The organism is Anabaena sp. CCY 0017 (assembly GCF_963920885.1).
In the GTDB taxonomy this organism is placed as follows: Bacteria; Cyanobacteriota; Cyanobacteriia; order Cyanobacteriales; family Nostocaceae; genus Nodularia.
In genome coordinates, this window is record NZ_CAWUDG010000006.1 from 75,747 (window position 1) to 92,555 (window position 16,809).

15 protein-coding genes and 1 tRNA gene are annotated in these 16,809 nt (G+C 43.5%); 10 read left to right on the plus strand and 6 right to left on the minus strand.

What is annotated here, in order from left to right; all coding sequences use genetic code 11:
- Positions 1-140: 140 nt before the first annotated feature.
- Entirely contained in the window at positions 141-965 is an 825-nt protein-coding gene (locus ACM0OW_RS09620; protein WP_414549832.1) for a peptidoglycan-binding protein, read from the minus strand.
- Positions 966-1,235: 270 nt separating this feature from the next.
- Between ACM0OW_RS09620 and ACM0OW_RS09625 the strand changes: the two genes are divergently transcribed.
- The 7 genes from ACM0OW_RS09625 to ACM0OW_RS09655 all read left to right on the plus strand — a co-directional run bounded on the left by ACM0OW_RS09625 (position 1,236) and on the right by ACM0OW_RS09655 (position 10,065).
- Entirely contained in the window at positions 1,236-2,684 is a 1,449-nt protein-coding gene (locus ACM0OW_RS09625; RefSeq protein ID WP_414549833.1) for a hypothetical protein, read from the plus strand.
- Positions 2,685-2,870: 186 nt separating this feature from the next.
- A complete protein-coding gene (gene rimP, locus ACM0OW_RS09630) occupies positions 2,871-3,332 on the plus strand; it encodes a ribosome maturation factor RimP (RefSeq protein WP_414549835.1) in 462 nt (153 codons plus the stop codon).
- Positions 3,333-3,621: 289 nt separating this feature from the next.
- Positions 3,622-4,899 carry a transcription termination factor NusA gene (nusA, locus tag ACM0OW_RS09635; protein ID WP_414549836.1) on the plus strand — a complete coding sequence of 426 codons (1,278 nt, stop codon included), beginning with the start codon at positions 3,622-3,624 and terminating at the stop codon, positions 4,897-4,899.
- Between the two features lie 147 nt (positions 4,900-5,046).
- Positions 5,047-5,316, plus strand: a complete 270-nt coding sequence (locus tag ACM0OW_RS09640) for a YlxR family protein (RefSeq protein ID WP_414549837.1) — start codon at positions 5,047-5,049, stop codon at positions 5,314-5,316.
- A gap of 415 nt (positions 5,317-5,731) precedes the next feature.
- Entirely contained in the window at positions 5,732-8,860 is a 3,129-nt protein-coding gene (gene infB, locus ACM0OW_RS09645) for a translation initiation factor IF-2 (protein WP_414549838.1), read from the plus strand.
- 283 nt (positions 8,861-9,143) lie between these two features.
- Positions 9,144-9,779 (plus strand): low-complexity tail membrane protein, encoded by a 636-nt coding sequence (locus ACM0OW_RS09650; protein ID WP_414549839.1) that lies wholly within the window; start codon positions 9,144-9,146, stop codon positions 9,777-9,779.
- An 88-nt stretch (positions 9,780-9,867) separates the two neighbouring features.
- Positions 9,868-10,065 (plus strand): hypothetical protein, encoded by a 198-nt coding sequence (locus ACM0OW_RS09655; protein WP_414549840.1) that lies wholly within the window; start codon positions 9,868-9,870, stop codon positions 10,063-10,065.
- Here ACM0OW_RS09655 and ACM0OW_RS09660 read toward each other — a convergent pair.
- Positions 10,062-10,595 carry an alpha/beta hydrolase gene (locus ACM0OW_RS09660; RefSeq protein ID WP_414549841.1) on the minus strand — a complete coding sequence of 178 codons (534 nt, stop codon included), beginning with the start codon at positions 10,593-10,595 and terminating at the stop codon, positions 10,062-10,064. The genes ACM0OW_RS09655 and ACM0OW_RS09660 overlap by 4 nt on opposite strands.
- 322 nt (positions 10,596-10,917) lie before the next feature.
- Between ACM0OW_RS09660 and ACM0OW_RS09665 the strand changes: the two genes are divergently transcribed.
- The gene (locus tag ACM0OW_RS09665; RefSeq protein WP_414549842.1) at positions 10,918-12,627 is read left to right on the plus strand and encodes a DUF1565 domain-containing protein; all 1,710 of its coding nucleotides are present in this window, start codon (positions 10,918-10,920) and stop codon (positions 12,625-12,627) included.
- Positions 12,628-12,677: 50 nt separating this feature from the next.
- Here the strand turns inward: ACM0OW_RS09665 and ACM0OW_RS09670 are convergent, their stop codons facing one another.
- Positions 12,678-12,947, minus strand: coding sequence for a DUF3493 domain-containing protein (locus tag ACM0OW_RS09670; RefSeq protein WP_414549843.1), 270 nt, complete (start codon positions 12,945-12,947; stop codon positions 12,678-12,680).
- Positions 12,948-12,980: 33 nt separating this feature from the next.
- On the opposite strand from ACM0OW_RS09670, the gene ACM0OW_RS09675 reads away from it, so the two are divergent.
- A tRNA-Thr gene (locus tag ACM0OW_RS09675) sits at positions 12,981-13,052 on the plus strand.
- On the opposite strand, the gene ACM0OW_RS09680 is transcribed toward ACM0OW_RS09675, so the two are convergent.
- Positions 13,018-13,152, minus strand: a complete 135-nt coding sequence (locus ACM0OW_RS09680) for a hypothetical protein (RefSeq protein WP_414549844.1) — start codon at positions 13,150-13,152, stop codon at positions 13,018-13,020. The genes ACM0OW_RS09675 and ACM0OW_RS09680 overlap by 35 nt on opposite strands.
- Before the next feature lie 78 nt (positions 13,153-13,230).
- On the opposite strand from ACM0OW_RS09680, the gene ACM0OW_RS09685 reads away from it, so the two are divergent.
- A complete protein-coding gene (locus ACM0OW_RS09685; RefSeq protein ID WP_414549845.1) occupies positions 13,231-14,007 on the plus strand; it encodes a class II aldolase/adducin family protein in 777 nt (258 codons plus the stop codon).
- Here ACM0OW_RS09685 and ACM0OW_RS09690 read toward each other — a convergent pair.
- Both ACM0OW_RS09690 and ACM0OW_RS09695 read right to left on the minus strand, forming a co-directional pair.
- Positions 13,949-14,983, minus strand: coding sequence for an SGNH/GDSL hydrolase family protein (locus ACM0OW_RS09690; RefSeq protein ID WP_414549846.1), 1,035 nt, complete (start codon positions 14,981-14,983; stop codon positions 13,949-13,951). The two genes, ACM0OW_RS09685 and ACM0OW_RS09690, sit on opposite strands and share 59 nt — an antisense overlap.
- Positions 14,984-15,414: 431 nt before the next feature.
- The gene (locus ACM0OW_RS09695; RefSeq protein WP_414549847.1) at positions 15,415-16,788 is read right to left on the minus strand and encodes an S-layer homology domain-containing protein; all 1,374 of its coding nucleotides are present in this window, start codon (positions 16,786-16,788) and stop codon (positions 15,415-15,417) included.
- Positions 16,789-16,809: the final 21 nt, after the last annotated feature.

Sequence of the window (16,809 nt, forward strand, 5' to 3'; positions counted from 1 at the left end):
TAAGTTCCTGACTAATAGCTAAAGTCCACTTCAGTGGACTAGTATTTTGTCAAAAAATAATTGACAGATATATTTTCTGTAGAGACGGCGATTTATCGCGTCTCTCCAACCGTCAAAATAGTTTTGACTCTTTTGTTAACTTAAGGGGTTGGTGTTGGTGTCGGTGTCGGCGTTGGCGTTGGTGTTGGTATTGGTGTTGGTATTGGTGTGGGTGTGGGTGTTGGTGTCGGCGTTGGTGTTGGCGTTGGTGTCGGTGTCGGTGTCGCTCTTGGCGTTGGTGTTGGGGTTGGTGTCGCTCTCGGCGTTGGCGTTGGTGTTGGGGTTGGGGTCGGTGTCGCTCTTGGTGTTGGGGTCGGTGTCGCTCTCGGCGTTGGTGTTGGGCTTGGTGTCGCTCTCGGCGTTGGTGTTGGGCTTGGTGTCGCTCTCGGCGTTGGCGTTGGGGTCGGTGTTGGCGTTGGTGTTGGGGTCGGCTTTGCCTCAGTGCTAGGCTGAGTTATAATCTTTCTTGCCTCTTCATTCAACATCTGACGGAATCGCAAATCAGCAATACCAGTTTCTTCCATTTGAAATTTTTTCTGAGCTTCTTTTACAGCAGCTTCTGTCTGAGTTCCATAAAACTGATCACGAGGTAAAGGAGTATCTGGTTGAAGTACCGCATTCAAATTTGCTTGCAAAATTTGCACAATAGTAGCTGCAAAATCTTGGGTTTGAGGGCCTGCTATACCATCAACAGTAAGCTTATAACCCCTTTGAAATTCACGGATTGCCTTTCTTGTTTCTTCATCTGTGAGAGCGGTCTTTGTTACCTTCACGTCATAGCCTAATCCCCGCAACACAGTCCGGAATTCCTCTGGCGTATAATTACGCTGACGCGCTGCAAAACTTGTATCTGCAACTACCAAACTAGCAGTTACTAAGCAAGTAACGGCAATAGTCATACTGGATTTTCCAAATCCACACCACATAATTTAAAATTCCTCTGGTTAAATCAAGAATCTTCAAAAATATAAGTATATAGAAGTTTACAGAATAATCTTACATTTCTTTAAAATTTGTGTTGGTAATTATCAAGGTTTGTTAATTAATCTAAATTTAGTTAATTAAATTTAACTTATTATCTAAACCACATATATTTGCCATCATCCTATAGAGGTATTTTAATTGAGCCGTCATCATGGGTTTAATAATTATGCAACGAAAATAACTGCATTTTCATGTATAAAGAAGCAGCAAAAATGACGAAGAAAAAATCACCAAAACAGCCAAACCTTTTTTTTGAAAGACTAATGGCATTGATTGCCACCGTAAATTTAGGCTTAGTCTTGTTTGATTTAAGCTACGTACCGTGGCGGGATTTCTATTTGCGGAATTTCCCCCAAATCACCCAAATTTATGATCCCGTCAAGGGAATTGAAGACCATAGAGAAACGAAAAATTATTTAAACAGCGTCGATGCACTCCAAGAACAGGTTAGTCAAACTGGGTTAACCTCACCAGAAGCCAAGGCTAAATTAGAGGAACTTGATCGTCTCAGCAGCGAAATGGTTGATACGAATCCATTTGCAGCCGCAAATAAAAGTGGTAACTTTGAAAAAGCCAAAAATCAGATGCGCGATCGCATCGGTGAAGAATCAGCAAAAGAGTCCTTTTCCCAATTTTGGAGTCCAGAATATTTATCGCCACAGCGCTGGAACGAAGAAATTGATTTTTTTAACAGGCAAATCCGCCCTTTAATCGCCAGTAACTATTTCCGCCGTATTGGTGAAAATGGCGACCTTCTGGATAACTTTTGGGTGATTGACCTACCATTTGTCTTGTTATTTGGTGCAGAGTTGCTGGCGCGTTCCTTTTATCTGCGCCGCCGTCATCCCAGTTTTACCTGGATAAATGCCATATTGTGGCGGTGGTACGATTTATTTCTCATACTCCCTTTCGGGCGGTGGTTACGCATTCTACCCGTAATTATTCGCCTTGACCAAGCCCGGTTATTGAATCTGCAACCGTTACAGCAGCAAATAAATCAATCAATATTAGCTAATTTTGCCGAGGATCTTACAGAAATAGTCGTAGTTAGAGTAATTAACCAAATTCAAGGATCAATTCGGCGCGGTGATTTAACTAGCTGGCTGACGCAAAAAGAGAATTTGCGACCTTACATAGATATTAATAATACAAATGAAGTGGAGGCGATCGCCGGAATTGTGGTGCAAACATTAGTTTATCAAGTGCTGCCCAAAATTCAACCAGAAATCATCGCCATTTTACGCCATAACATTGCCACTGCAATCAATCAAACCCCCGGTTATCGCAACCTCCACAATCTTCCGGGGATAGGAGATATGCAAAACCAACTCAGCGAACAACTAGCAACTCAAATCACCGCCAACCTTTACAGTGCTGTCACTACGGCTATGGAAGACCCCGTGGGAGCTAAACTTTCTAATCAACTAGCCGAAAGCTTCACCAAAGCCTTGGGGGAAGAAGTCCAACAAAAACACGTAATTGGCGAAATTCAAAGCTTAATGTCCGACTTCCTCGAAGAAGTTAAGCTCAACTATGTCCAGCGCTTGTCCCAAGAAGATATAGACCAGATTATGGAGCAAACTAAACAACTAAGAACAAAATCATCAGTTCGACCATTAGTAGATCAAGGTACTGTTCTCCCAGTCAAGAAGCAAAGTTAATGCAAATAGGCAGACAATTCCAGAAAAAATTGACCAATGACCAACGACTAATGACTATTGACTATGAAAGAAATGCGCTAAACTCGGAATAGAGACGAACCATTATTGATTCGTCACAAGACTTCTTGGAAGATATCCCTATCGCAGGAAGTGGGTCTATGCCCACTTTTTTTATTGAAATTTCGCATGACTCATCCTTTAGTTCCACAAATTATCGATTTGGCGACACCAGTAGCAGCAGAACTGGGCTTGGAAGTCGTTGGCATAGTTTTCCACACTAACCAACGTCCACCAGTCTTACGGGTAGACATCCGCAATCCCCAGGAGGATACTGGTTTGAATGATTGTGAGCGCATGAGTCGTGCTTTAGAAGCTTCCTTAGATGCGGCAGAGATCATTCCAGATACTTATGTCTTGGAAGTTTCCAGTCCGGGAATTTCACGACAATTAATAACAGACAGAGAGTTTATTTCCTTCAAAGGATTTCCTGTAATCGTCTCCACTTCCCCACCCTACGACGGACAGCAAGAGTGGATTGGTAAGTTGATTCGCCGGGACGAAACCACTGTTTACTTAAATCAAAAAGGTCGCGTGATCGAGATTCCCCGCACCCTCATTACTAGGGTGCTGCTAGATGAGTGCCAATAGACGAGGAACTAAGGGCTAGGGGCTAGAGACTAAGAACTAGTACCGCAGAGCGTTCGTCAAAAGTCAAAAGGCTGGAATTTTGAACTTTTGGACTTTTTCAAATGGTATGCCTATTTACGCCGTGCGGTGCTAGAAGCTAAAGGATAGGGAGTAGAGTTAAACTTTTCTCTAATCCCCAGTCTTTGATGCGTAGTTTCTCACTCCTCATCCCCTTCTACAGACGTGATTCATCGCGTCTGCGCTGTTTCTTATCTCTATTTTTTAGAATCGATTTTAAAGGAGATTGCTTATGTCAATGGTTAGTTTACCAGGATTAAAAGAATTAATTGAAAGTATCAGTCGCGAGCGCAATTTACCTCGTCTAGCAGTCCAATCAGCGATTAGAGAAGCATTACTGAAAGGCTACGAACGTTATCGTCGCGCCCAAAACTTAGAAAGAAGACTGTTTGATGAAGAATATTTTGATAATTTTGAAGTAGAACTTGATATCGAAGGTGAAGGATTTCGCGTTCTTTCTACTAAAAGCATTGTAGAAGCAGTGGATAACACCGATCATCAAATTTCCCTAGAGGAAGTACAACAAGTTGCTCCTGAAGCCCAATTGGGAGATTCTGTAGTGCTAGATGTCACCCCAGATCAAGGTGAATTTGGCCGCATGGCAGCAATGCAAACCAAGCAAGTCCTGGCGCAGAAACTCCGGGATCAACAACGCCAAATGGTGCAAGAAGAATTCCAAGACTTGGAAGGAACTGTCTTGCAAGCCAGAGTTTTGCGGTTTGAGAGACAATCAGTAATTTTGGCAGTAGCTAGTGGTTTTGGTCAGCCAGAAGTGGAAGCTGAGTTACCAAAGCGAGAACAACTACCCAATGACAATTATCGCGCAAATGCCACGTTTAAGGTATATCTGAAAAAAGTTTCCCAAGGGCAACAACGGGGACCCCAGTTATTAGTATCTCGTGCTGATGCTGGTTTGGTAGTTTATCTATTTGCCAACGAAGTCCCAGAAATTGAGGATGAAGTGGTCAGAATTGTGGCCGTAGCACGAGAAGCTAACCCCCCTTCCCGTTATGTCGGTCCTCGGACTAAAATTGCTGTAGATACCCTTGACCGAGATGTAGACCCAGTTGGGGCTTGTATTGGAGCCAGGGGATCACGGATTCAAGTCGTAGTCAATGAATTACGCGGCGAAAAAATAGATGTGATTCGCTGGTCTCCAGACCCATCTACATATATTGCTAACGCCTTGAGTCCAGCGCGGGTAGATGAAGTCCGGCTCATGGACCCCGAAACTCGCCAAACTCACGTCCTTGTGGCTGAAGATCAACTGAGTTTAGCTATTGGTAAAGAAGGACAAAATGTGCGGTTAGCAGCCCGCTTAACTGGTTGGAAAATAGACATTAAAGACAAAGCTAAGTACGATTATGCAGGAGAGGACACTAAGTTCGCTGCTGCACGAGCCAAATATCAACCAGAGGAAGATGATCTGGAACTAGAGGAGCTAGATTATGAAAATCAAGAACAACTAGAAGAGGAAGAAGAATCTTTTGAGACGAGCGATCGAGATTAATTTATTAGTCTTATGGAGTTCTGCTACTATTGACAAGATTACTAGTCTTAATGATTACAGGCATCAATCATTCCAATGTAAGTAAAGATTGGTAAAGCCAAATTTATTTTCATCACCAGATTGCTCACCTGTAGCCAAATTAGACCAATGAAACCAAATTATCGGCGTTGTATAAGTTGCCGCAAAGTAGGCGTGAAAGAAGACTTTTGGCGGATTGTCCGCGTCTTTCCATCTGGAAAGGTACAATTAGATCAGGGCATGGGGCGTTCCGCCTATATCTGCCCGCAAATGAGTTGCCTACAAGCAGCTCAGAAAAAAAATCGACTAGGGCGATCGCTACGTGCGTCAGTGCCAGAAACAGTGTACCAAACATTGTGGCAACGTCTAGCCCCAAGCTATCCCCAAAATCAAAATTAAAATTAGGTACAAAAACCTACTGGCGCTAATCCCCAGAGTACTTGTGCATCAAGCCGACTCTGCAATTCATGGGGTGAATGCCAAAATAGTAAATGGGTGTAGTCAGATGTAACTTTTTCACAAGAAAAGTGGCAGAACAATACCCCAATAAGTTTTACTCGATTGTGTTGTAGAAGACTCAGAATCAGCAAAACAAAAAACCAAAAAATGGCAACCTGGTAGCGCTCAGGCGCACCTTGGCATCAACCATCATTCCAGGTGGTCATGCCAAAGTTAAACCTAAACATCTCTCTTTCCTGACTGGAGGCACCGGCAAAATCACCAAGGGCAACCTAAAAACAGTAATCAAAGGATGGAGATGTCGAAAACCAGGCAACCATCCGCTAAAAAACTGTAAATTAAAGGGGAAGAGTGGATGAACAACGGCAAAGTTAGAATCTACGAATTATCAAAGGAATTGAATTTGGATAACAAAGAGCTATTAGCAATCTGCGACCAGCTCAACATTGCGGTCAAAAGTCATAGCAGCACTATTTCAGAATCTGAGGCAGAACGCATCCGCACAACTGCCGAAAAACTGATAGCTAGCAATGCGATGCATAAAAAAGAACAAGGTATATCCAGCCATAAGTCAAATGCATCACAGACAGGCGATCGCAATCGACCAACCCCACCTCACAAACAGCAAATTTTGGAAATTCGCAAACCCAAAATATTGAGAAATACTACCTCAAACGCCCCAGAAGCTTCAGTTGCTCATGATAGCCAACTAGCTTCCTCGGAAGTTAATTCTACTTCAACATCACAGCCCTCAGATACAACAGTCTCACCCATGAAGCCGACGGCACCAATTCGACCTGTACCCCGGAATCAATCAGAGACCTCAACAGAACCTGCAAGCACACCAGCAGAACAAGTTTCTAAGACAGAGGCACCGGAAACAATAGCAACGGGAAAACCTGAACAAGCTGGCACTGAGCGCAGCCGAAGTGCGGTTTCACCGAGACCGAAAGGGGAAAAACCTCAAAAACCACATCTGGTCTCCCCACCAGCCCGTCCGGCTGCGGGAAATGCTCATGTAGCCCCTGAACAGCTAACTCCAGCAGAGAAACCATTACTCAAACGAGATCAAACCAAGCAAAAGGTGGCGAAGCCAAGCACCACAGATGCCCCACAGGCTCCAGTGCCAAAACAGGCTCGTCCGACTCCATCTCCAACCAGATCCGAGCCAAGAGGAAATAGACCTCCCGGACAATCACCACTAGGAGACGGACCAAGACCCAGCCGCCCAGTACGTCCATCGGAAGCTGTAGCGGCAATGCCAATTGCTACACCGCCTAGTAGACCGATGTCAGGCGGACAAGGAAAAGATGATCTCAGCAATGATCGAGTTTCCGCCGAATTACTTGATTTAAAACGCCCCACCCCACCACGTCTAGCCAAAGGTGGTAAAAAGTGGCAAGAAGAAGAAATTATTGACGAAATCAAGGAAAAAGCTGGCAAGCTAGGGGTTAAAGGCAAGCGAGTCAAACCAGTTGTTGAGGATGACTTTGAAGAAGACGATTTACTTGATGATGAGGATAAAGACTCACCAGCAACCGTGCAAGTCAGTCTTTCCATCGCCCGTCCTCCCAAACCAAAAGCAGCTCGATCTGCACAATCACCCAGTGCAGCAGTTATTAGCGCCCCCAATACTAGGAAGAAGAGAACCTTTTCTTCTCGCCGCGACCACAACCGTCGCCAAGAAGTCGATACCAAGGTAGATCGTCCAGAAAAAGTAGAGATTACAGGGCCAATGACAGTCCAAGAACTGTCTGATCTTTTAGCTGTTGCCGATACAGAGATTGTGAAAATCCTGTTCCTCAAAGGCATGGCGGTGAGTATCACCCAGAATTTGGATATTCCCACCATTAATTTGGTAGGTAAAGAGCTAGAAATTGAAATCGAAACCACCGAACGAGAAGCAGAAGCCCGCAAAGTCACAGAAATGTTGGATGTGGCAGATATGCAACTGCTCCAACGTCGTCCGCCAGTTGTGACAATTATGGGTCACGTAGACCACGGTAAAACTACTCTACTCGATTCCATTCGCAAAACCAAAGTAGCTTCTGGTGAAGCTGGTGGTATTACCCAGCACATTGGTGCATACCATGTGGATGTGGAACACGACGGTAAGGCGCAGCAAATCGTCTTCTTAGACACTCCCGGACACGAAGCATTTACAGCAATGCGCGCACGGGGTGCAAGAGTCACAGACATTGCCATCTTGGTAGTAGCGGCTGATGATGGTGTTCGTCCTCAAACCATAGAAGCTATTAGCCATGCTCAAGCTGCTGAAGTCCCAATTGTTGTAGCCATCAACAAAATTGATAAGGAAGGCGCACAGCCAGACCGCGTTAAACAAGAACTGACTCAGTATGGTCTCACACCTGAAGAATGGGGTGGTGAAACTATCATGGTTCCTGTGAGTGCGATTAAAGGTGAAAACCTTGATACCCTCTTAGAAATGATTCTGCTAGTCGCAGAAGTCGGAGAACTATCTGCTAACCCAGACCGTTCTGCTAAGGGAACAGTCATTGAGGCGCATCTGGATAAGGCTAAAGGAGCAGTAGCTACCTTGCTGATTCAGAATGGCACCCTGCACGTCGGCGATATGTTAGTAGCTGGCTCGGCATTTGGTAAAGTGCGGGCAATGGTCGATGACCGAGGCAAGAGAGTAGATATTGCTAGTCCTTCCTTTGCTGTAGAGGTTCTAGGTTTAAGCGATGTGCCGGGTGCAGGCGATGACTTTGAAGTATTCGCTAATGAAAAAGAAGCCAGAGCGCTGGCTGCAACTCGCGCTGACAAACAACGTCTATCCCGCCTGTTACAGGGACGTATTACTCTGACAACTCTCTCGGCTCAAGCACAAGAAGGCGAGTTAAAAGAACTCAACTTGATCCTGAAGGGAGATGTCCAAGGTTCTGTAGAAGCCATTGTGGGATCTCTCAGACAAATCCCCCAAAACGAAGTTCAAATTCGGATGCTATTGGCTACTGCTGGAGAAATAACTGAAACAGATATTGACCTAGCCGCAGCGAGTGGAGCCGTAATTATTGGCTTCAATACCACCTTCGCCAGTGGTGCTAGACAAGCTGCCGACGAATCTGGGGTGGATGTGAGGGAATACAATATCATCTACAAACTCTTGGAAGACATCCAAGGAGCCTTAGAAGGTCTTCTGGAACCAGAGTTGGTGGAAGAACCCCTTGGTCAAACCGAAGTCCGTGCCGTCTTCCCAGTCGGTCGTGGAGCAGTTGCTGGTTGCTATGTGCAGTCGGGTAAATTGGTTCGCAACTGTAAAGTTCGGGTGCGTCGTTCCGGTAAGGTGGTCTACGAAGGTGTCCTTGATTCCCTGAAACGAATCAAAGAAGATGCGCGTGAAGTTAACTCCGGTTACGAATGCGGCATCAACATTGATAAATTCCATGACTGGGTTGAAGGAGACCTCATTGAAGCCTTCCAGATGGTAACTAAGCGTCGTACACTCACACTAACGAAGTAGTGTCTGTTACTAACTGCTGGGTCATGAGTAAAAATGATGAGTTTTGAGTTGAACAGAGTTGACAACTCAAACTTCAAAACTCATCCTCCCGCACTGGCTACGCCCTTAATGCTTACAGCGTTTAGCAATGCCAGTTGCCACCCTAGTCAGGAAAGCCGCCCCGGAGGTACAGTCTTTTGCCGTTGCTCACAGCAAGAATTTATTTATATCGGCTTTGGTCTATACCTCTGGGAGAAAACTGGAATAACGCCACACCAGCGTCTACAGCACTTACAAATTTTATATGACCTCCTTTCGCTCTGAACCTATCTTGTGGATTCACGTGGCTGGATTGGCGATGCTGCCAATTTTTTTAGTCCTGTGTTTATTGTTTTTATCTGTGGGTGAACCGTTTTTGCCAGTGTGGATGGAGTTATTTCTAGTCGCTGGTGTTGGTGTTTTACCACTGTTATGGATGCAATTACACCGCCCTTTTTATATATTTGCCATTTTGGTTGTAGCGCTGAAGCCGGAAAATCTCACGGAGCAACAGCGTAAAATTCTCTGTTTAATTAATACAAAGTTAAATCGTTTTTTGTCCTTGGTGGCAGCAATATTATTAATTGGAGTATTGTGGCAACTCTATGGGGTGCTTCCACAGCTAGAAAATTTAGCTAAATTTCTCCCCCAGTGGCGCAGCTTAGGTTTAATATTAGCTGCCTTAGCTTTTTTTGCCAGTAATCTATTTTTACAAATACCCGTGAGTGTGGCGCGCGTTTTAGTGACCAATGAGACAGAATTTGCCGCGATAGAACCATTATCTTTAGAAAAGATTCAACAGGATTTTACTATTTTGGGTGTCAGGGTTAATCAAATTGTGCCTCGGATATTTCCATCCCTAAGAGAGATTAACATAAAACCACAAAAACCCTTAAAGTAGACCCTGATGGGTGTGAAACGAGTTATGCACTGTTTGATTAATGAACACTGCCATAACGGTTGAAGTTAAAATGAAGGAATGAGGAACTATGGCTCAAATTCCATCTGCTAGCGATCGCCGCTTTTCTGCTGACCCACAAATTTGGTATAGTCTAAAATGCGCGATCGCTACTAGTTCAGGTTTTCAACGCTGGCAACTAGAACACAATACCCAATTGCAGGGACTTCACCTGGAACAACAGGTACAAAGATATTTACGAGAAACTTTAGAAACTTTAGCTTACTAAAATTTGAGCAAATCTTGTAGACCTACTTGCAAGCGGCGGAGTTGATGGTAAGCATTTTCTAAGCGTTCTCCATCAACTTCTACATTTACTGTGGGATAATTTTCAATTATTTCTAGCAGCGTCACCTGCCCATCTTCACTAGCAGAGAGTATCAAAGCGGCGCGTAAAGCTTGCCGGTCGGCTCTACGGGATGGCGTATGAATCACTTGACTCAGTTCATCAAGGATGACGTTACCAATTGGGCTATTCAAAATTCTATCTAAAATCACCAGGTCAATCTTAACAGGTGTCGTCAAATATGGACGAATTGCTTTGGGGTCTTGTTGCGCTAAAGCAAAATTAACTCGCAGTGAACGTGAGAGTTCCCCAGTTTCAGCAAACTTGGATAATTCCTCTACTGAAATTGATTCACGGAAAATACCGTATTTTAGCACTACTTGTTCAGCCGCCAAGGCAGAAGTTTGGCTAAATAACACACACATACTAACTATAAATAAGGCTCGGCGCAGCACTATAAAACGATACAGCATATTTCTCCGTTGACTTTTCCTGAAATCATAACCACCCTAGTTAATTACGGTATCTGGCTCTAGGTATTTATCTGATGGAAATTACTATACTATAGGCACATATTTATACTTTTATCTAACTCGTAAGCTGGTGTTAATAAGATAAATTGGCTGTGGGAATACCTACGGTTAGCTATGCTAAAACTCTGATTTACAAATTGCATCAGAAACTTAGCTGACTAATTGCTAGTCATCAGATATAGTTTTGCATGGATTAAATAGCTTTTAGCTGCTATATTTGACCCTGTTTAACAACTGTAGTTCAGCTAACCACATACATAAAATGAAATATCGGGGTTTTCATATTTCTCTGGCTGCGCCACGCCAGCTATCAGCCAAAAATTTTCGTCTTTTGTTTAACAGTCATTTCAAATCGACTTTACCCTTGCGAGCTGGACTAACTGCTTTGTTAGTTGCATCAAGCAGTTCCATATTACTAACTACTCAGGCCAATGCAGGTGCATCCCAGCAACAGACTTTAATGGCGCAAGTGCCTACATCTGCAACAGTAATTTACGTTAATCCAGAAACAGGTGCAGATACAACTGGTGTTGGGACTACCGCAGCAGCGCCTTATAAAACTATTGCTTTTGCTCTCAGACAAGCCGAAGCAGCCGAAGCAGGTACAGTTATTCAACTAGCACCAGGGACTTATAACAGCGAATCTGGAGAACAATTTCCTTTGTTGCTGAAACCAGGTGTTACCCTCCAGGGTGATGAATCTAGTAAAGGTCAGGCAACTTTGATTACTGGTGGTGGTTTTTACACAAGTGTTACCTTTGCCAGACAAAATATTACAATCTTAGCTACCGAAAATACTACCGTTGCAGGTTTAACGGTTACTAACCCAAATCAGCGTGGTACTGCCGTTTGGGTAGAATCGAGTAACCCTACAATTAAGAACAATACTTTCACTAACAGTTCTAGAGAGGGTGTTTTTGTTACAGGTTCAGCTAGACCCAAAGTTGAAAATAATCGGTTTGTGCAGAACCAGGGTAACGGGATTTCCATAACTAAAACTGCCCAAGGTGAAATTCGCAATAATTTGTTTCAAGATACAGGTTTTGGTCTAGCTATCGGTGGTACTTCCACACCCCTAATCGAAGGAAACCAAATAGTTCAAAACCAAGATGGTTTGTTTATCTCAGAATCTGCTAGACCTATTCTGCGTAAGAATGTCATTCAAAACAATAAGCGGGATGGTATTGTGGCAACTGTCAATGCTCAACCTGACCTTGGTAGTAATGAAAATCCTGGTGGCAATCTGATTCGGGGTAATACTCGTCATGATGTGAATAACGCCACCTCTAGAAATACGATTCTCGCTATTGGCAACGATATTGATCAGAGTCGCATTTCTGGTCAAGTCAATTTTGTAGCTGCCACGGTTGACCTGCCTACTGGTCAAACGGCCTTTGGAGATGTGCCAGAGGGTTATTGGGCAAAAGCTTACATTGAAGCCCTCGCAGCGCAAAATATCATCGCTGGTTTCCCTGATGGCACTTTTAAACCCAATGACCCTGTAACCCGCGCTCAATTTGCCACCATTGTCACTAAAGCTTTGACACCACCAATGAAACGTGGGGGTACTAATTTTAGAGATGTAGCTAGCAATTTCTGGGCTTACGGTGCGATTCAATCTGCTTACCGGAGTGAATTTCTCGCAGGCTATCCCGATGGGAGATTTCAACCACAGCAGCAAATTCCTAGAGTACAGGCACTCGTTTCTTTAGCCAACGGTCTGGGTTTCACTGCTAATAATCAAAATGCTCTGACTTTTTACAGTGATGCTGCCCAAATTCCTAATTACGCCATTGGCCCAGTAGCTGCTGCAACTACACGACAATTAGTGATTAACTACCCCTCAGCTAGACAACTCAATCCCAATCGTCCCGCAACTAGAGCAGAAATTGCCGCCTTTGTTTATCAGGCGCTAGTTAATGCTGGACGTGTTGAACCAATTCCTTCACCCTATTTGGTAACAGCGCAGTAAAACTTCTCGCTTTGACATCCTGGTGATTTTTCGAGGGTGTCAAAGTATCTTTACGAACGTTTTTGCCGATTTTGCTCCCAGCGCCAGAGAAAAATCATCAGGGCTAAAACTCCGACTTGTAGAGCTAAATTAGGCGCTGCGTTCTCAATATCTCTTCCAGCCAGGACTTGAAAAAAGAAAATAAACGCCCCAATTAAAGCAGATGCACCAAAACCAACATAAATAAATTGCCGAAAACCACGATAGGGTGTTGCCATTTCGGCTTTGAGGCGAGCATATTGTTCAGGATTAAGGTTATTTTTAGAATTTGGTTTTACCATCAGTAAATAATGCTATAATGTTTTGCTGTACGCGCCGATGTGGCTCAGTGGTAGAGCAGCTGATTCGTAATCAGCAGGCCACGGGTTCAAATCCCGTCATCGGCTTGAGTTGAATGACTGAAAAATACTTCACTCCAGCTATTGTCCCATGTAGGATGTTTTTTTGTGCGGCGATCGCGATCGCCGGAGGCGGGGCTTTGCCCATCGCTTCCTCTGGGTTTTTACCAGATATTTCAGCAATAATATAGACATCTTCCTATAAAAAACAAATTTCCGAGGCAATATGCAAGTTATCTCTCAAGAAAAGCCGAATACACCCCAACCGCCAACCTTTACTTCTCTTGAGGATGAACGCCTGCATCGTAAACAGCGCCTCACCGCAGCATTACGCCTATTTGCCCGCTATGGTTTTGATGAGGGTATTGCAGGACACATCACAGCACGCGACCCTGAACACCCGGAACATTTTTGGGTGAATCCCTTAGCGATGCACTTTAGTCTAATTAAAGTTAGTGATTTAATTCTAGTTAACCAGGAAGGTGAAGTAATTTCGGGCAATTATCCAGTAAATCAAGCAGCTTTTGCAATTCATTCCCAAATTCATGCAGCACGTCCCGATGTGGTAGCAGCAGCTCATGCTCATTCCATACATGGTAAAAGCTGGTCTAGCCTCGGTCGTCTCCTTGACCCCATTACCCAAGATGCTTGCTCATTCTACCAAGACCACAGCCTGTTTAATGACTATACAGGTGTGGTTTTAGAAGTAGAAGAAGGTCAACGTATTGCCCAAACATTAAGGAACAATAAAGCTATTATTCTCAAAAACCACGGGTTGCTTACAGTTGGTCACTCAGTTGATGAAGCTGCTTGGTGGTTCATCACAATGGAGCGCTCTTGTCAAGCTCAATTACTAGCTGAGGCTGTGGGTAAACCTAGCGCAATTAAACCTGAGTATGCGAGTTTGGCACATACTCAGGTTGGTTCAGATTATTTGGGTTGGCTTAGTTTTCAACCATTGTATGAGATGATTGTGCGGCAAGAACCGGACTTGCTGGAGTGAAAGCAAACTTTTTTTGTTGGCGTTTAATAACTCCTGCTGCACCTAAAGCACCAAAGGCCAATATCCCCAATACAGCCCCAGGTTCGGGAACAGATTGAGGGTGAAGTGCTACAAGTGCTGCGTCTGCTATCAGCCGATGAGTAGCTGTTGTCGGATGGATATTATCCCAAAACAAATACTCATCAGGATTAGAACATTGGGTAAAGTTGCCTGTTGCTACTATGAATTCAATTGATTGTTCTAAACAACGATCAGTTACATTTGTCAACCCAAACTCTCCGCTATTGTTCGTAATTTGACTAATTAAAGAATTAACATCGAACAGATTGATGTTGAGGTTTGGTTGCTGCTGACTTAAAAATTGGAGACCTTGACTCAAGGCAGAATTATGGAATCCAGTCAACAAATTGAGTCCCGCAGAAGCAATAGGATCATTGATATCGGGAGTATTTCCTAAATTAGGAAGATTAGCTATCAAAAAGTTTTTAGCCCCAACAGAAGCGAGATTAGTAACTACATTGAGTAAATTATTGACTGGTTGAGTAAAGTCTTGATTGCCAGCGCCAAGATAATCGTTAGCGCCAGCTGATACTATGTAGAGTGCATCTGTATCAGCTTGTAAATTAGGGAGTATTGATGAAAAAAGCTGTATTTGCTGGGTTAATCCTGGCAAATTAACATTAAGAGTATTAGAATCTCCCGTTGTAGCACCAGCAAAAGCAAAGTTATTGGTCGTTAATCCCAGATCCGCTGCTAGATATTCCACCCATACTAGTCCATTGGAAATTCGTCCTTCAAAGTAGGGAATAGGGGGAATTCCAATGCCGAAATTATCCTGGGTTAAACGAAAAAAATTACCATTATCAACTGTACTGTCACCAAATACGTAAAGCTGACTAAAAATTGCAGCTGAAGCTTTCATCGGCAACATAAAGGAAAAAAGGACGAATCCCGCCGCCAGAAATTGCTTTTTCATGTTTATTTTGTGGTGTATTCTATCGCGTCTTAAGCTTGAGCAATATTTATGAAGAATGATATATGCATGGATTTAAAATAATTACTTATTGCAAAATCCAGTCAGATGACTGGCTCCACTTGCGTAATTAAATGAAATATATCTATACAATTATTATGGGTTAGCCGAAATTATCTGCGGGATAATTTATAAATTTTCCCTATTTTCTTCCGGAAATGCCAATTTAGTACAGATGGTAATACTAAACTTAAATATAGGGTAAATTGCTGTTTAAGTCCAGCAATTCAGGTAATTTTTATCGTTGACCGATATCTAACAAGGTTGTTGCACGGCTAAAATTCTAAATGTTTAAGCTGTTCCTAGCTATTTTATTTGGTTCGTAAGCAGGGCTTTATGACTGGTTTTTCAAGCCCTGTATATGGGATATTTTTTTAATTAGAAGCCTTTAACTTCAAAGCCTCAGCAGCCGATATCCCCTCACCTTGAGTGCCAAAGTAACCCAAAGCTGCCGCAGCTTCAGCACGAGACACTGGTTTTTTGGGTTGGAACAAAGTTGTATAACCAAACACCCGTCTAATATTTGATTGTTCGCCATTTTGGAAATCAGCCAGCACGGCGCGTAATGCTTTGGGGTCAATTTTTCCCGTGTCTTGAAAACCCCAGGTTTCCTTGACTGCATCTAAATTGGCAGTAGGTAAGGCTTGACGAGTATCTAGGGGAATTTTCCACAGTATTAACTGTTCTCGTGTCAGTGGTGCATCAGGTTGAAATAAAACTGTTGTAGAGTCACCAGATAAGGGACTGGGAATTAACCCTGCTTCAGCTAACCCTTGAATTACAGGAAAATCAACATCAGTTTTTGATACATCACTAAAAGTGGATTGTGTGCTTGCGGATGCCAAACGAATCTGTTTAGCCGGATTATTAATATACATGGCATTGTTAGCCGCAACTAGCCAACGGGCATATTCCCGGCGCGTCACGTTTTTACTTGGTTCAAAGGAGTTAGTTATGGCATTATTAGAACTACTCTTCACTTCCTGAGATTTTAAAGACAAAACACCCAAAGCGGCTAAATCTTGGATGGATTGACGCAATTCTGGTGGTGCTTGGTTGAGATCGTTGAATTGCTGAGATTTTACTGTAGCTATAGCGGGTGTTTGGCTACCGGATGTGTTATTTGGCGATGTAGCCAAATTATCAGGGAGTGGTGGACCAAAAACATTGGGATTGCTGGATTGAGAAGTTGCAGTTTCAGGTTGTGTTGTAGCTGTACTATTAGATACGTACTCAATAATCAATGCACTGGCTGTTTGTGGCTGATCCGGTTTGGGGTTAGTAACTGATTGTGCCTGAATAGACACCTTTACCTGCAAATCGTCCCGACGTGCTTTAAAGATATTTTCCGCATCATCTGTGGGCTGTTGTAAAATTTGCCAGTCATTTTTCTGAAACTGGTCACTATAAAAGCTAGTAATAAAATTGCTGGGGTCGGAACTTAGCCAGCGAGTGACTACGCTATTTTCGGCAGTCCTTTCAGCTGTGACTGACTCTAATTTAGCATTGGGATATAAAGGGATATTTGGGGGAAAATCAGATGGTAACTGAACTGTGGGTTGGTTTTGCCCTGGTTGCGGTTCATTTCTCGGAGATTGACCAAATATTCCTGGGTTCTCTTGCAGCCTGGGATCTGCCGCCAAAGACTGTTCTAGGGTTTTGGCGGTGGGATTGTTACCACAAGCTGTTAAAGAGGTGAATAAAATAGCCAAACTCAGTAAGACAGCTGGACGTTTACGCAAAAGCACAAGAAATCACAAATGACGTGT

Bases quoted from the DNA above. Each gene is read 5' to 3' on its own strand.
- ACM0OW_RS09620 (WP_414549832.1), bottom strand. From the start codon at position 965: ATGTGGTGTGGATTTGGAAAATCCAGTATGACTATTGCCGTTACTTGC.
- ACM0OW_RS09625 (WP_414549833.1), top strand. From the start codon at position 1,236: ATGACGAAGAAAAAATCACCAAAACAGCCAAACCTTTTTTTTGAAAGA.
- rimP (WP_414549835.1), top strand. From the start codon at position 2,871: ATGACTCATCCTTTAGTTCCACAAATTATCGATTTGGCGACACCAGTA.
- nusA (WP_414549836.1), top strand. From the start codon at position 3,622: ATGTCAATGGTTAGTTTACCAGGATTAAAAGAATTAATTGAAAGTATC.
- ACM0OW_RS09640 (WP_414549837.1), top strand. From the start codon at position 5,047: ATGAAACCAAATTATCGGCGTTGTATAAGTTGCCGCAAAGTAGGCGTG.
- infB (WP_414549838.1), top strand. From the start codon at position 5,732: ATGAACAACGGCAAAGTTAGAATCTACGAATTATCAAAGGAATTGAAT.
- ACM0OW_RS09650 (WP_414549839.1), top strand. From the start codon at position 9,144: ATGACCTCCTTTCGCTCTGAACCTATCTTGTGGATTCACGTGGCTGGA.
- ACM0OW_RS09655 (WP_414549840.1), top strand. From the start codon at position 9,868: ATGGCTCAAATTCCATCTGCTAGCGATCGCCGCTTTTCTGCTGACCCA.
- ACM0OW_RS09660 (WP_414549841.1), bottom strand. From the start codon at position 10,595: ATGCTGTATCGTTTTATAGTGCTGCGCCGAGCCTTATTTATAGTTAGT.
- ACM0OW_RS09665 (WP_414549842.1), top strand. From the start codon at position 10,918: ATGAAATATCGGGGTTTTCATATTTCTCTGGCTGCGCCACGCCAGCTA.
- ACM0OW_RS09670 (WP_414549843.1), bottom strand. From the start codon at position 12,947: ATGGTAAAACCAAATTCTAAAAATAACCTTAATCCTGAACAATATGCT.
- ACM0OW_RS09680 (WP_414549844.1), bottom strand. From the start codon at position 13,152: ATGGGCAAAGCCCCGCCTCCGGCGATCGCGATCGCCGCACAAAAAAAC.
- ACM0OW_RS09685 (WP_414549845.1), top strand. From the start codon at position 13,231: ATGCAAGTTATCTCTCAAGAAAAGCCGAATACACCCCAACCGCCAACC.
- ACM0OW_RS09690 (WP_414549846.1), bottom strand. From the start codon at position 14,983: ATGAAAAAGCAATTTCTGGCGGCGGGATTCGTCCTTTTTTCCTTTATG.